This is a genomic window from Curtobacterium sp. MCLR17_040 (assembly GCF_003234735.1).
GTDB lineage: Bacteria > Actinomycetota > Actinomycetes > Actinomycetales > Microbacteriaceae > Curtobacterium > Curtobacterium flaccumfaciens.
The window spans coordinates 262,114-275,626 of the sequence record NZ_QKTE01000001.1; the positions used below are offsets into that span (position 1 = coordinate 262,114).

Annotated in this window: 12 protein-coding genes and 1 tRNA gene; 8 read left to right on the plus strand and 5 right to left on the minus strand. The window is 70.5% G+C overall.

Going from position 1 to position 13,513, the window contains the following annotated elements; translation table 11 throughout:
* Positions 1-401 precede the first annotated feature (401 nt).
* The 3 genes from mmsA (at position 402) to DEJ01_RS01225 (ending at position 4,379) form a co-directional block, all read left to right on the plus strand.
* Entirely contained in the window at positions 402-1,925 is a 1,524-nt protein-coding gene (mmsA, locus tag DEJ01_RS01215) for a multiple monosaccharide ABC transporter ATP-binding protein (RefSeq protein ID WP_042538695.1), read from the plus strand.
* A complete protein-coding gene (mmsB, locus tag DEJ01_RS01220; RefSeq protein WP_111046218.1) occupies positions 1,922-3,214 on the plus strand; it encodes a multiple monosaccharide ABC transporter permease in 1,293 nt (430 codons plus the stop codon). Before mmsA ends, mmsB begins: the two co-directional genes overlap by 4 nt.
* Positions 3,215-3,275: 61 nt before the next feature.
* The gene (locus DEJ01_RS01225) at positions 3,276-4,379 is read left to right on the plus strand and encodes a sugar-binding protein (RefSeq protein WP_110864942.1); all 1,104 of its coding nucleotides are present in this window, start codon (positions 3,276-3,278) and stop codon (positions 4,377-4,379) included.
* A 177-nt stretch (positions 4,380-4,556) separates the two neighbouring features.
* On the opposite strand, the gene DEJ01_RS01230 is transcribed toward DEJ01_RS01225, so the two are convergent.
* From DEJ01_RS01230 to dcd, 3 genes are read right to left on the minus strand one after another with little or no spacing between them, the layout of a single operon-like run.
* The gene (locus tag DEJ01_RS01230) at positions 4,557-4,904 is read right to left on the minus strand and encodes a DUF86 domain-containing protein (protein ID WP_084740843.1); all 348 of its coding nucleotides are present in this window, start codon (positions 4,902-4,904) and stop codon (positions 4,557-4,559) included.
* A complete protein-coding gene (locus DEJ01_RS01235) occupies positions 4,901-5,416 on the minus strand; it encodes a helix-turn-helix domain-containing protein (RefSeq protein ID WP_111029679.1) in 516 nt (171 codons plus the stop codon). Before DEJ01_RS01235 ends, DEJ01_RS01230 begins: the two co-directional genes overlap by 4 nt.
* Positions 5,417-5,470: 54 nt before the next feature.
* Entirely contained in the window at positions 5,471-6,058 is a 588-nt protein-coding gene (gene dcd / locus DEJ01_RS01240) for a dCTP deaminase (RefSeq protein WP_071404926.1), read from the minus strand.
* Positions 6,059-6,141: 83 nt separating this feature from the next.
* Between dcd and DEJ01_RS01245 the strand changes: the two genes are divergently transcribed.
* Positions 6,142-7,233: a GNAT family N-acetyltransferase gene (locus DEJ01_RS01245; protein WP_181438326.1), complete on the plus strand. Its 1,092-nt coding sequence runs from the start codon at positions 6,142-6,144 to the stop codon at positions 7,231-7,233.
* A 52-nt stretch (positions 7,234-7,285) separates the two neighbouring features.
* A complete protein-coding gene (locus tag DEJ01_RS01250) occupies positions 7,286-9,331 on the plus strand; it encodes a cytochrome c oxidase assembly protein (RefSeq protein ID WP_111092000.1) in 2,046 nt (681 codons plus the stop codon).
* A gap of 36 nt (positions 9,332-9,367) precedes the next feature.
* On the opposite strand, the gene DEJ01_RS01255 is transcribed toward DEJ01_RS01250, so the two are convergent.
* Positions 9,368-9,715, minus strand: coding sequence for a hypothetical protein (locus DEJ01_RS01255; protein WP_027464937.1), 348 nt, complete (start codon positions 9,713-9,715; stop codon positions 9,368-9,370).
* Positions 9,705-10,814, minus strand: a complete 1,110-nt coding sequence (locus tag DEJ01_RS01260) for a DUF6177 family protein (RefSeq protein ID WP_071404923.1) — start codon at positions 10,812-10,814, stop codon at positions 9,705-9,707. Before DEJ01_RS01260 ends, DEJ01_RS01255 begins: the two co-directional genes overlap by 11 nt.
* A gap of 195 nt (positions 10,815-11,009) precedes the next feature.
* Here DEJ01_RS01260 and DEJ01_RS01265 point away from each other — a divergent pair.
* The 3 genes from DEJ01_RS01265 (at position 11,010) to DEJ01_RS01275 (ending at position 13,513) form a co-directional block, all read left to right on the plus strand.
* Positions 11,010-11,080, plus strand: a tRNA-Gly gene (locus DEJ01_RS01265).
* Between the two features lie 22 nt (positions 11,081-11,102).
* Positions 11,103-12,239: an FAD-dependent oxidoreductase gene (locus DEJ01_RS01270; RefSeq protein ID WP_111092001.1), complete on the plus strand. Its 1,137-nt coding sequence runs from the start codon at positions 11,103-11,105 to the stop codon at positions 12,237-12,239.
* Between the two features lie 194 nt (positions 12,240-12,433).
* Positions 12,434-13,513: a glycerate kinase gene (locus DEJ01_RS01275; RefSeq protein ID WP_111092002.1), complete on the plus strand. Its 1,080-nt coding sequence runs from the start codon at positions 12,434-12,436 to the stop codon at positions 13,511-13,513.

Genomic DNA, 13,513 nt, shown 5'->3' on the forward strand with positions numbered 1-13,513 from the left:
AGGCCCGTGGCCGGCCCGCCACGAGCCTCCCGGCCGCGCATGCGGATTCGCGCAACGAAACGCCCGTTCTGGAGCCCCCTGGCCCCAACCCGGGGGACGTTCCCTCCGGATCACGCACGCCGTTACGAAAACGCGACCAATCCGAATTGACAGCCGCACCGAGGCTGTGCGTAAATTGCCTCCGTCCAGCCGATGTGACCGTTCACATGAGCGTCACACCGAGCCGGATCCGGACGCGACAACGAAGTCCACACAGGCCCCCTGTGCTTTCGCTGCCGCAGCAGAACCACCCGAACACACTGCCGCACCGAAGCGGCAGAAGGAGATGCACTGTGGCGTCAACCCCGATCGACACCGGCCTCGAGACCCGGTCGATCACCGCACCCGAGACGATCCTCGAGATGCGCTCGATCACCAAGGAGTTCCCTGGTGTGAAGGCGCTGGCCGACGTCTCCCTCAGCGTCCGCGCCGGCGAGATCCACGCGATCTGCGGCGAGAACGGCGCCGGCAAGTCGACCCTGATGAAGGTCCTGTCGGGCGTCTACCCGTACGGCACCTACAGCGGCGAGATCGTCTACGAGGGCGAAGAAGTCCGCTTCTCGAACATCAAGCAGTCCGAGCAGGCCGGCATCGTCATCATCCACCAGGAGCTGGCGCTCGTCCCGGAGCTCTCGATCACCGAGAACCTGTTCCTGGGCAACGAGCCGAGCCGTGCTGGCGTCATCAACTGGACCGCCGCGCAGCTCCGTGCGCAGGACCTGCTCGCCCGCGTCGGCCTGGCCGACGACCCGGACACGCAGATCAAGAACATCGGTGTCGGCAAGCAGCAGCTCGTCGAGATCGCGAAGGCCCTGCACAAGGACGTCAAGCTCCTGATCCTCGACGAGCCGACCGCCGCGCTCAACGAGAACGACTCCCAGCACCTGCTCGACCTGATCGTCGGACTGAAGGCCAAGGGCATCGCGAGCATCATCATCAGCCACAAGCTCAACGAGATCGAGCAGATCGCGGACGAGATCACGATCATCCGCGACGGCAAGGCCATCGAGACGCTCAACGTCAAGGCAGACGGCGTCAACGAGGACCGCATCATCCGCGGCATGGTCGGCCGATCGCTCGAGTCGCGCTTCCCCGACCGCACCCCGAAGATCGGCGAGACCTTCTTCGAGGTCCGCAACTGGACCGTGCAGCACCCGATCGACCCGTCGCGCCTGGTCTGCAAGGCCTCGAACTTCCACGTCCGCAAGGGCGAGATCGTCGGCTTCGCCGGCCTCATGGGCGCCGGACGCACCGAGCTGGCGATGAGCCTGTTCGGTCGCTCCTACGGCACCTGGCTCGACGGCCAGATCATCAAGGACGGCCGCGAGATCAAGGTCACGAACGTCCAGCAGGCGATCGAGAACGGCATCGGCTACGTCTCCGAGGACCGCAAGGCGCTCGGCCTGAACCTGCTCGACACCGTGAAGCGCTCGACGGTCGCCGCCGATCTGCAGAAGATCTCGAAGGCCGGTGTCGTCGACTCGCTCGAGGAGTACTCGGTCGCCGAGAAGTACCGCAAGATGCTCCGCACCAAGGTGCCGAGCGTCGAGGACAACGTCGGCAAGCTCTCTGGTGGCAACCAGCAGAAGGTCGTCCTGTCCAAGTGGATGTTCACCGACCCCGACATCCTGATCCTCGACGAGCCCACCCGCGGCATCGACGTGGGTGCCAAGTTCGAGATCTACGGGATCATCCAGCAGCTCGCGGCCGAGGGGAAGGGCATCATCCTCATCTCGTCCGAGCTCCCCGAACTCCTCGGTCTCTCCGACCGGATCTACACCATCTTCGAGGGCCAGATCACCGCTGACCTCCCGGCCGACCAGGCCGATCCCGAATCGCTCATGCGCAGCATGACCTCCGCGCGGAAGGGCGCCACCGCCTCATGAACAACCTGAAACTGCTCTTCGGCAAGGGCAACAGCATCGGCCAGTACGGCATGATCATCGCCCTCATCGTGCTGCTGATCTTCTTCTCGGTCACGACGAACGGGCTCATCCTCGAGCCGACCAACGTCATCAACCTGTTCCTGCAGTACTCCTACATCCTGATCCTGGCGCTCGGCATGGTCATGGTCATCATCGCGGGGCACATCGACCTGTCGGTGGGTTCGGTCGCAGCGGTCGTCGGCATCGTCGTGGCGCAGTCCATGGCCGTGTGGGACTTCCCGGTGTGGGCCGCCATCATCCTGGGTCTCGCGTGCGGTGCCCTGATCGGTGCGTGGCAGGGCTTCTGGGTCGCGTTCGTGAAGGTCCCGGCCTTCATCGTGACGCTGGCCGGTCAGCTCATCTTCCGTGGCGTGAACCAGATCATCGGCAACTCGACGTCCGTCCCCGTGCCGAACGGCTTCACCCCGATCGGCGCCGGCTTCCTCGGTGACTTCGGCCCCGACTTCGGCTACAGCAACGGCACGCTGCTCATCGGGCTCGTCACGATCCTCGCACTCATCATCATCGAGGCCCGCGGCCGCGCCCGCCGCCGGAAGATGCAGGCAGAGGTCCCGCCGCTGTGGGTCTCGATCGTCCGCACCGGCATCCTGGTCGCCGTCACGCTCGTCGCGACGTACCTGTTCGGTGCCGGCCCGGTCGGCACCTCGGTCCCGATCGTCGCGATCATCCTCGGTGTCCTGACCATCGTCTACGGCTTCGTCACGAAGAACACGATCTTCGGTCGCCAGGTCTACGCCGTCGGTGGCAACGCGAACGCCGCCGTCCTGTCCGGTGTCTCCGCGAAGAAGGTCAACTTCTTCGTCATGATGAACATGTCGGTCCTCGCCGCGATCGCCGGCATGGTGTTCGTCGCCTACTCCGGCGCCTCGGGCCCCGCGGACGGCACCGGCTGGGAGCTCGACGCGATCGCCGCCGTGTTCGTCGGTGGCGCGGCGGTCGCCGGTGGTGTCGGCACGATCTCCGGCTCGATCATCGGTGGTCTCGTGATGGCGCTGCTGTCGAACGGTCTGCAGCTCATGGGCCTCGAGTCGAACCAGGTGCAGATCATCCGCGGCCTGGTCCTGCTCGTCGCCGTCGCCTTCGACGTCTACTCGAAGTCGCAGGGACGCCCGTCGCTGATCGGCGGCATGATGCGGCAGTTCCAGCGGAAGGACACCGAGCAGAACACGGTGGCCGCCCAGCAGCCGCGGTCCATCGAGGACCAGCCGGACAAGATCACCCTCCCCTAGTCCCAACTCCCCACACCGGGGCCTCGGCCCCACACCTCCTCAACGAAGAGAAAGCAATCACATGCGCAAGAAGATCGTCGCCGGCCTCAGCCTGGCGCTCATCGCGGGCCTCGCCCTCAGCGGTTGCTCGGCACGCGGCTCGTCCGACGACGCCGGCAGCACCAGCACCATCAAGAAGGGCGACCTCATCGGCGTCGCCCTGCCGGCCAAGACCTCGCAGAACTGGGTCCTCGCGGGCGCCGCGTTCAAGAAGTCGATCGAGGACGCCGGCTTCAAGGCCGACATCCAGTACGCCAACGCCGGCAACCCGGTCCCCGACCAGCAGTCGCAGATCTCGGGCATGATCACCAAGGGCGCCAAGGCCGTCATCATCGGTGCCGCCGACGGTTCGCAGCTGACCGCGCAGGTCAAGTCCGCCAAGGACCGTGGCGCCGTCGTCATCGCCTGGGACCGCAACATCCTGAACACGAAGAACGTCGACTACTACGTGGCGTTCAACAACTTCAAGGTCGGCCAGCTCCAGGCCGAGGCGCTGCTCAAGGGCCTCGAGGAGAAGAAGGGCGACAAGCCGTACAACGTCGAGCTCTTCGCCGGTTCGCCGGACGACGCCAACGCGACCGTGTTCTTCAACGGTGCGATGGACGTCCTGCAGCCGAAGATCGACGACGGCACGATCAAGGTCGTCTCCGGTCAGACCACGTTCCAGAAGGTCGTCACGCAGGGCTGGCTCGCGCAGAAGGCCCAGTCGCGCATGACCGACCTGCTCTCGCAGTACTACACGGGTGACACCGAGCTCGACGGCGTCCTGTCGCCGAACGACACCCTCGCCCGTGCGATCCTCACCGCGACCAAGGCCGCCGGCAAGGACAACCCCGTCGTGACGGGCCAGGACTCGGAGACCGCGTCCATCCCGCTCATCATGCAGGGCACGCAGTACTCGACGATCTTCAAGGACACGTCGAAGGAGGCCCAGGCGGCCGTCGACCTCGTCTCCACGCTGTCGAAGGGCGACAAGCCCGACACGAAGATGGACAAGACGAACAACTACAACGGCAAGAAGACGGTCCCCGCGATCGAGCTCACGCCGGTCCTGGTCACCAAGGACAACGCCGTCGAGGCCTACAAGGGCAACGACACCCTCGAGGAGCTCGCCAAGAAGGGCTGATCTCCCCAGCACCACGGACGGCCCCGTCTCGCCTCGGCGAGACGGGGCCGTCCTGCGTCGTCCGGGGGCCGGCCACACGGCGGACGGGAGGCTCGGTGCACGTCGTGATCCGTGCCTCCAGTCCGCCGTGTGGTCCGCCCAGGGCACGTGGCCGCGCCCGGTCCGTGCCCGCGTCCGTCAGGGGTGGGCAGCGCGCAACCGGCGCGCGGCGTCGGCGAGGTGCGGGACGTCGGTGCGGGCGGTGCCGAACACCAGCGCACGCGTCGTGTCGAAGTACCGCCGGGTCAGCCGCTCCCCCAGGTCGGACACGCGCGACCACGGGATGCCGGGCTCGCTCGCGGTGACCCCGGCGGGGAGCACCCGGACCGCCTCACCGATCTCGACCAGGCGCATCCGGACCGCGTCGTGCACCAGGTCTTCGGGCACCCGCTCGTCGTCGATGTAGCGCCGGATCGCCTCGCATGCCCGGATGACGTCGTCGAGGCGGTCGGCCACAGCACGGCGGATGCCGGGCTGCCCACTCACAGCGGCACCGCGGTCCGGACGACCCCGGGGCGCATACCCGCGGCGTCGACGACGTCGACCCGGACCCCGAGCAGCCGTTCGGCGGCGTCCTGGATGCGCATCAGCGCGAAGATGCCGAGCCCCGCGTCGACGTCGACCATCAGGTCGACGTCACTGTCCGGGCCGTCCTCACCCCGGGCGACACTGCCGAAGATCCGGGGGTTCCGCCCGCCGAACCGCTGCACGATCTCGAGGAGGTCCTGCCGGGCCGCGACCACGCGCTCGAGGAGCGGCGGGGGTTCCTCGACCGGCTGCAGGTCGATCGTCGTCGTGAAGCCCGCCGCGCGGAGCATCCGCTGCAGGGCTGCGAGCGACGGTTCGCGCCGACCGTTCTCGTACGTGCTGATGACGCTCTGCGTGACGCCGGCGCGCTGGGCGAGCTGGACCTGGGTCAGTTCGGCGCGTTCACGGGCGTCGCGGATGAGCACCGCGGCCGACAGTGGCGGGGCGGACCGTGGGGGGACAGCGGACATGCTGCAACGATACACAGCATCCAACATTTCGTCCGCCGCCGGAGCGGCACTCGCTCAGCGCGGGTCGGAGACGTCCGCCCGGTGGAAGTTCTGCGCCGAGCGCGACGCGGTCGGGCCACGCTGACCCTGGTAGCGGGACTGGTACTCGGCGGAACCGTAGGGCTTCTCGGCCGGGCTCGACAGCTGGAAGAAGCACAGCTGTCCGATCTTCATCCCCGGCCACAGCTTGATGGGCAGCGTCGCGACGTTCGACAGCTCGAGCGTCACGTGCCCGGAGAACCCGGGGTCGATGAAGCCCGCGGTCGAGTGGGTCAGGAGGCCGAGGCGGCCGAGCGAGCTCTTGCCCTCGAGCCGAGCGGCGATGTCGTCGGGCAGCGTCACGACCTCGAACGTGGAACCGAGGACGAACTCGCCCGGGTGCAGCACGAACGCCTCGTCCGGGTCGGTCTCGACCAGGCGGGTCAGGTCGGGCTGGTCCACCGCGGGGTCGATGTGCGGGTACTTGTGGTTGTCGAACAGCCGGAAGAACTTGTCGAGCCGGACGTCGATGCTCGACGGCTGCACGAGCGAGGCATCGTACGGGTCGAGGCCGATCCGGCCTGCAGCGAGCTGGGCGGTGATGTCGCGGTCGGAGAGCAGCACGGACGAAGCCTAGCGGCAGCGCGCGTCGCGCCGGTATGCTGCCAGGCTGCCCACCACCCGGGCGGGCGGCGTTCGGAGCAGTGATGACCATGTACACCGTCGACGAGATCACGGTGCCCGCCGCCATGGACGACGACCCGGCGACCGTCGCGACCTTCGCCGAGTGGCTCGCGGTGTCCGACGGCGCCGAAGCCGCCGTGCACGGGCTGCACGAGTTGGCCTGGACGCCGGAGGAGTACCTGCCGCTGTGCCGAGAGCCGGGTGCCCCGAGCCGGCTCGTCGTCGCCCGCGACGACCGCGGCACCGTGGTCGGTGCGGGCTCGTACGACACGAAGCAGGAGCCCGGCACCACCAACTGCTGGCTGTCGGTCGGCGTCGTCCCCGAGCACCAGCGCCGCGGTGTCGGGACGCTGCTCGCCGACCACCTGGAGTCGATGGCCCGCGCCGACGGCCGCACGCAGTGGAAGACGTACGCCGTCTCACGGCAGGTCGGGCCCGCGTCCGGTCCCGGGTACGTGCAGGCCCCGACGGGGTTCGGCGCCGTCCCGGAGGACGAGGCGGGGGTGCGGTTCCTGACCGCCCGCGGCTGGCACTTCGGCCAGGTGAACCGGATCAGCCGGCTCCCGCTGCCCGCCGACGCATCCGTGGTGCGCGGACTGCACGAGCGGGCGTCTGCTGCCGCCGGGCCGGAGTACCGCGTGCACGCCTGGACCGGTCGCACGCCGGAGCAGTGGCTCGACGGCATCGCCCTGCTCGAGACCCGGATGAGCACCGACGCGCCCGCCGGGGACATGGAGGAGCCCGAGGACGTCTGGACCGCCGAACGGCTCCGGGAGCACGAGGACGAGCTCGCCCGGGCACCGCGCACCCTGCTCACCGTGTCCGTCGAGCACGTGCCGACGACCACCCTGGCCGGTTTCACGCAGCTGTCCGTGCCGGACGACCCCGCACGGCCGGCACAGCAGTGGGACACCCTGGTGCTCCGCGAGCACCGCGGCCACCGGCTCGGCTGGCTGCTCAAGGTCGTCGGGATCCAGGAGCTCGAGCGGCGGTTCCCGGGGCGTCCCTCGGTCATCACGTTCAACGCGGAGGAGAACCGCCACATGCTCGACGTGAACGAGGCCGTCGGGTTCGTCGGCGTCGGCTGCGAGGGCATCTGGGAACGGCGGGTCTGAGCGCGCATCCGAGGGGCCGCCGTCCAGCCGACACGCCTACGATTGGACGGTCATGACCGTCACGTCACCCGAAACCCAGCCCACGGGGTCAGCGCCGGACGCCGCCCCCACCACCGGGCGCTCGTCCACCGTCGCGACGGTCCTCGTCATCGCGATCCCGCTGGCCGTCGCGTGCTCGATCCTCGGGCTGACGATCACCGGTGCCTTCAGCGCGAGTCAGCAGCTGGTGTCCGCCGGCGAGGTCGTCGAGTACGGCCTGCCGATCGCCCGCGTCGTGCACGACACGATGGCGGCACTGACCATCGGGCTCCTCATCGTCGCGGCGTTCGCGCTGCCCGCGCAGAAGAAGGACCACGGCGCCCTGTCCAGCGTGCAGCACCGTGCCACCCGGTGGGCTGCTGCGACCGGCGCCGTCTGGTTCCTGGCCGCCGCGGTGAGCATCGTCCTGACCGGCGCGAACACCCTCGGTGTCCCGCTCACCAGCCCGGTGTTCGCCCGCAACTTCATGCTCTTCGCGTTCCAGGTCGAGATCGGCCAGGCGCTCGTGGTGTCGGCTGCCGCGATCCTCGTCGCCACGGTGGTCGCCGCCTTCGCCACCCGGGTGACGACCCTGGCGTTCGCCACCGTGATCGGCCTGTTCGCCCTGCTCCCCCTGGCCCTGTCCGGCCACGCCGCGGGGTCGCTCGAGCACGCGAACGCGGTGAACTCGCTCGCGATCCACCTGGTCGGGGTGTGCGTGTGGGCCGGTGGCCTGGTCGCCGTGGTCCTGCTCCGCACCCGCACCAAGGGCGCGACCGGACGCGTGATCGCCCGGTACTCGACGCTCGCCGGCTGGTCGTTCGGGGCCGTGGCGTTCTCCGGCATCGTCAACGCGTCGCTGCGCCTGACCGGCCCGCTCGACCTGTTCACGACGACGTACGGCTGGCTCATCACCGTCAAGGCGCTCATCCTCGTACTGCTCGGCGTCGCGGGGATCGTGCAGCGCCGGAAGCTCGTGCCCGGGCTCCTCCGCGCGCCGCTCGACCGCCGCCTGTTCACACGGTTCGCCCTGGCCGAGATCGTGTTCATGGCCGTGGCCATCGGTGTCTCGGTCGCCGTGTCCCGCTCGCAGCCGCCGATCCCGCAGACCCCGGCGACGGGCGAGGACACCCGCTCCGGCCTGATCGGGTTCCCGTTCCCGCCGGCACAGACCACGCAGACCTACCTGACCCAGTGGCACCTCGACTGGGTGTGGCTCGGCCTGGCCGTCGTCGGGGCCGTCTGGTACCTGCTGGCGGTGCGCAAGCTCCGGAAGCGCGGCGACGCCTGGCCCGTCGGGCGCACCATCGCCTGGCTGATCGGCTGCGCCCTGTTCATCTGGACCACGTCGGCCGGCCCTGCCGTCTACGGCATGATCCACTTCTCGTCGCACATGCTCCAGCACATGCTGCTGATGATGTTCGTCCCGCTGCCGCTCGTGCTCGGCGGTCCGGTGCTGCTCGCGCTCCGCACCCTGCCGGTCCGGAACGACGGCTCACGCGGCGCCCGCGAGTGGCTCATGCTCTTCGTGCACTCCCGCTGGATGCAGTTCCTCGGCAAGCCCGCCGTCGCGGGGATCATCTTCGCCGGGTCGCTCGTGGTGTTCTACTTCACGCCGGCGTACCAGGCCGCGATGCAGTCGCACGAGTGGCACGTCGCGATGATCATCCACTTCGTCCTGAGCGGCTACCTGTTCTTCTGGGTCTTCGTCGGCGTCGACCCGGGCCCCCAGCGCCCGCCGTACCCGATGCTCATCATCACCCTGCTGGCCACCCTGGCGTTCCACGCGTTCTTCGGCGTCGCGGTCATGACGTCGCAGTCGGTGTTCGCGATCGACTGGTTCCACGCGCTGGGCCAGACCAACGACGCCGCACTGCTCGACGACCAGCACACCGGCGGCGGCATCGCCTGGGGCGCTTCGGAGCTCCCGATGGTGTTCGTGGCCCTGCTCGTCGTCCGGAACTGGATGCGCTCGGACAAGCGCGACGCGAAGCGCCTCGACCGCAAGGCCGACCGCGACGGTGACGCCGACCTGAAGGCCTACAACGAGCGCCTGGCGGCGATGAGCAAGCGGGACTGACCCGCAGCACCGGTCACGCGGCGGGCGCGGTTCCGGTCAGTCCCCGTGGACGATGCAGACCGCGTCGAGGTCCATCGCGGCCTCGAGCGCGGCGGAGATCCCCGATTCCCCGTCGGGGCCGGCGGGCGTCACGGTGTCGACCCACCACAGCGGCGTCGCCAGGGTCGGGGCGTCCGGCAGGATCCGCTCGACCTCGTCGAAGGAGTCCACCCGACGCACGCCGAGCACGGTGATCACCGGGTGCGTGGCGTCCCGGCAGACCTGCATCATCGGGCCGTCGTCGAGCGCCCGGACACCCCAGGTCTCGTCGTGCAGCAGGAGCGCCTCCGCCACCTCGCGCGTCTCCACCGGCTGGCGGCAGAGGATGGTGACGTCACGCGGCACCCTGACCGCCCACCATCCGGTCGTCGCGGACGTGTCCGTCGAGCGTGCCCTCGTCGTGCGCGGGGTCGAGCGGTGCGCCACCGACCAGCTGCAGGAAGCGGTCCTCGTCGATGCGGTCGAGGAACGACTCGAGCGCTTCCCAGCCGTCCTCGAAGCGGACGATCATGCCCCCGTCGTCAGCCGCGTCGGCATCCGGACGGGCGGCCGAGCCTGAGCCTGCTGCGAAGGTTGCGGTGGTGGTCCGCGGTGGCGGCCAGACGCCGTCGCGGTCCAGGAAGCCGGCGGCCTCGGGGCCCACGACGACGGCGAGCGGCGACGGCTCGCCGTGCGAGACGGCCCGGACCAGGTGGTCCGCGTCGCCGCGGCGCTGCATGACCACGCCGAACACGGGGACGACCTGGTCGGCGACCCGCTGCACGGCGTCGAACATCCGGTTCGCCAGGCCCGGGTCGGTGTTCTCCTCGGGCACGGTGAGCACGGCGGACATCGTCTCGACGACGACCCCGCCGACCAGGTGCGCGGTCATCGTCGCGGAGAACCCCTCGCCGACGGCGTACGAGGTCGAGATGCCGGGTGCCTCGTGCTTCGCGTACTGCGTGACGACCCAGCGGTCCCACGGCACGGTGAGCGGTTCGGCGGTGCCCCACCGGGTCGGGCAGGTGCCGACCGTGTGGCACAGCGCCTCGATCGCGGAGCCCATGTCGACCGCACGGCCGGGGTGGTGGCGCAGGGTCAGGTCGATGCTGATCTGTCGCACCGAGTCGGCCGAGACGGGGTGCTCTGGCGACGGGGTGCCCACGAGTTCGGGGCCGCGGTGCACGAAGTCCTCGATGTCGGAGGCGGCGACGCCGGTCCGGCCGTCACGCAGCGTGCCGTCGAAGTCGGACACCGCCCACGCGGCGCCGTACGCGCCGAGCGCGTGCCGGAGTGCCGGGGTGATCGCCGCGGCCCGGCCGGTGCGGAGCACGACCGTCCGTCCGGCGTCCGCCGACCGACGGAGCAGCGAGGCGAGCGCGTCCGTCAGCCACACGACGGGCGAGGCGGACTCGACCACGATCGCCGAGCCGACCACGTCGTCGATGAGGGGATGCCTGACCATCCGGGTCCTCCTCGGTTCGGGGCTGGAACTCCCTGGACGGTACACACGGGGGCGACACCTGTCCGTCAGGCGCCCACCCTCACAGCGGAGACTCGGGAGGCGCGACACGCGCCCGCGAGACGGCGTACGGTGCGCGGTCGGCTGGCTTCCAGGCGAGAATCCGCTAGGCTTGCCGAGTCCCGTTCTGCGGGGCGCGCGAGTGTAGTTCAATGGTAGAACTCCAGCTTCCCAAGCTGGTAGCGCGGGTTCGATTCCCGTCACTCGCTCCGTCGGACGTACGCTCGCCGCATGTCCTCCTCCCCCGGTTCCCCCGAACACACCGCCCCCGTGGTCGTCATCGGTGCCGGGGTCGTCGGCGCCGCGACCGCGTACGCACTCACCGCCCGCGGCGAGCGCGTCCTGCTCGTGGAACAGCACGCCCGCGGCCACCACCTCGGGTCCTCGCACGGTGCGACCCGGATCTTCCGGCAGGGCTACGCCGACCCGGAGTACGTCGCGCTGACCACCCGGGCGCTCGAACTGTGGGGAGCGCTCGAGGCCGCCGCCGGCGAAGAGCTCATCGTCCGCACGGGTGCCGTCGACCACGGCCGGCCCGAGGTCGTCGACGCGATCGCCGCGGCCCTCGCCGACGCGGACATCCCGCACGAGTCGCTCACGCCGGACCAGGCGGCAGCACGTTGGCCCGGCATCGCGTTCGAGGGGCACGTGCTGACCCATCCGTCGGCCGGGCGCATCCGCTCCGACCGGACGATCGAGGTGTTCCTCACGCTGGCCGAAGCGACCGGTCTCGCCGACCTGCGGTTCGACACCCGGGTCACCGGGCTCGAGGACCACGGTGACGACGTCACCGTGACGCTGTCCGACGGCAGCGCGGTCCGCACCGCGTCCGTGGTGGCCGCGGTGGGCTCGTGGGCCCCCACGCTGGTCGGCGAGCTGCTCGCCGGACGCGGGGCGGGCCTCCCGGCCATCCGCGTGACCCAGGAGCAGCCGGCCCACTTCCCCAGCCATCTGCCGGACGCGGCCTGGCCGAGCTTCGTGCACTGGGCCGACGGCGACGACGTGTACGGGCTGCTGACGCCGGGCGAGGGCGTCAAGGTCGGGTCCCACGGCACCGGGCCCGTCGTCGACCCGGACCACCGGGACTTCACTCCCGTGCCGGCCGAGGCCGAGCGACTGCAGGCGTACGTCGCGCGGTACGTGCCGGGGGTCGACGGGACGAAGCCGACGTTCATCAGCTGCCTTTACGACAACTCCCCCGACGAGGACTTCGTCATCGACCGGGTCGGGCCGCTGACCGTGGCGACGGGGTTCTCCGGGCACGGCTTCAAGTTCGCGCCGCTGCTCGGCGAGATGCTCGCGGACCTCGCGACGGGCGGCGTGCCGCTCCCGCGCTTTTCCCTGCCGGAGCCGGTGCCCGCGCCCTGACGCGAGCGCGCGGTCATTCGCGAGACGCCGGCGTGTTCGTTCGACGCCGCCATGTCGTCGAGACGCCGCCGAATCCGGAGGCGTCTCGCGGACGACGCGGCGTCCTGCGCACACATCGGCGTCTCACTCCCGCGCACACGCCGGCGTGTTCTGCACACGCCGGCGTCTCGCAACCGGCCGCTACGGTGGGAACCGTGCGCATCATCGTGGCTCCGGACTCGTTCAAGGGCACCGCGACGGCGGCGTCGATCGCTACGGCCGTTCGTGCCGGCTGGCTGACCGAGCGCCCCGACGACGACGTGGTGCTCGTCCCGATGGCCGACGGCGGCGAGGGCACGCTCGACGCCTTCGAGACCGCCGTCCCCGCATCAGTCCGGGTCCCCGTCACCGTCACCGGGCCGGCCGGCACGCCGGTCGACACCCACTGGTTGCGGCTGCCCGACGGCCGCGCAGTGGTGGAGCTCGCGGCGACGAGCGGCCTCCCCCTGCTCGACGCACCGATGCCGGAGACGGCGACGAGCCGCGGGTTCGGCGAGGCGATCGCCGCCGCGCTCGACGCCGGTGCCACGGGGCTCGTGCTCGGCATCGGGGGCAGCGCGTCCACCGACGGCGGGCGTCCGGTGCTCGAGGCGCTCGGACTCGACAGCGAAGGAGCCGCCACCGACGGCCTCCGAGCACTCCCTCCGCTCGGCGTCACCGTGCTCACCGACGTGACCTCTCCGCTGCTCGGTCCGACCGGTGCCGCCGCCGTCTTCGGCCCGCAGAAGGGCATCACGCCCGACCGTGTGGCGTCCTTCGACGACCGGCTCGCCACCTGGGCCGCGCGGTTCCCCGACGTCGACCCGGACACCCCGGGCGCCGGAGCCGCTGGCGGTGTCGGGTTCGGCCTGCTGGTGTGGGGCGCCACGCTCGCCGGTGGGGCCGCGGCCGTCGCCGAGGTCCTCGGGCTGCCGGGGCTGCTCGAGGGGTCCGACGTGAACGGGGCCGGTGGAGCGAACGGGGCCGACGTCGTGATCAGCGGCGAAGGGCGCTTCGACGGGCAGAGCGCCGTCGGCAAGGTGCCCTCGGTGGTCCGCGACCTGACCGCGGCGCATGCTCCCGGAGCCCGCTCGATGCTCGTCGCCGGCGCGATCGAGGCCCCGCTCGACGACTACGGGGCCGCGGCGTCACTCACCGTGCTCGCGACGCAGACCACCGGCGAACCCGACGACGCCCTCGCCGACCCGCTGCGCTTCGCCACGATCGCCGGGCAGCGGCTGGCCCGGCTCGCCTGA

Excerpts from the sequence above, each read along its gene's own strand:
- mmsA (WP_042538695.1), top strand. The coding sequence starts at position 402 with ATGCGCTCGATCACCAAGGAGTTCCCTGGTGTGAAGGCGCTGGCCGAC.
- mmsB (WP_111046218.1), top strand. The coding sequence starts at position 1,922 with ATGAACAACCTGAAACTGCTCTTCGGCAAGGGCAACAGCATCGGCCAG.
- DEJ01_RS01225 (WP_110864942.1), top strand. The coding sequence starts at position 3,276 with ATGCGCAAGAAGATCGTCGCCGGCCTCAGCCTGGCGCTCATCGCGGGC.
- DEJ01_RS01235 (WP_111029679.1), bottom strand. The coding sequence starts at position 5,416 with ATGTCCGCTGTCCCCCCACGGTCCGCCCCGCCACTGTCGGCCGCGGTG.
- DEJ01_RS01245 (WP_181438326.1), top strand. The coding sequence starts at position 6,142 with ATGACCATGTACACCGTCGACGAGATCACGGTGCCCGCCGCCATGGAC.
- DEJ01_RS01250 (WP_111092000.1), top strand. The coding sequence starts at position 7,286 with ATGACCGTCACGTCACCCGAAACCCAGCCCACGGGGTCAGCGCCGGAC.
- DEJ01_RS01260 (WP_071404923.1), bottom strand. The coding sequence starts at position 10,814 with ATGGTCAGGCATCCCCTCATCGACGACGTGGTCGGCTCGGCGATCGTG.
- DEJ01_RS01270 (WP_111092001.1), top strand. The coding sequence starts at position 11,103 with ATGTCCTCCTCCCCCGGTTCCCCCGAACACACCGCCCCCGTGGTCGTC.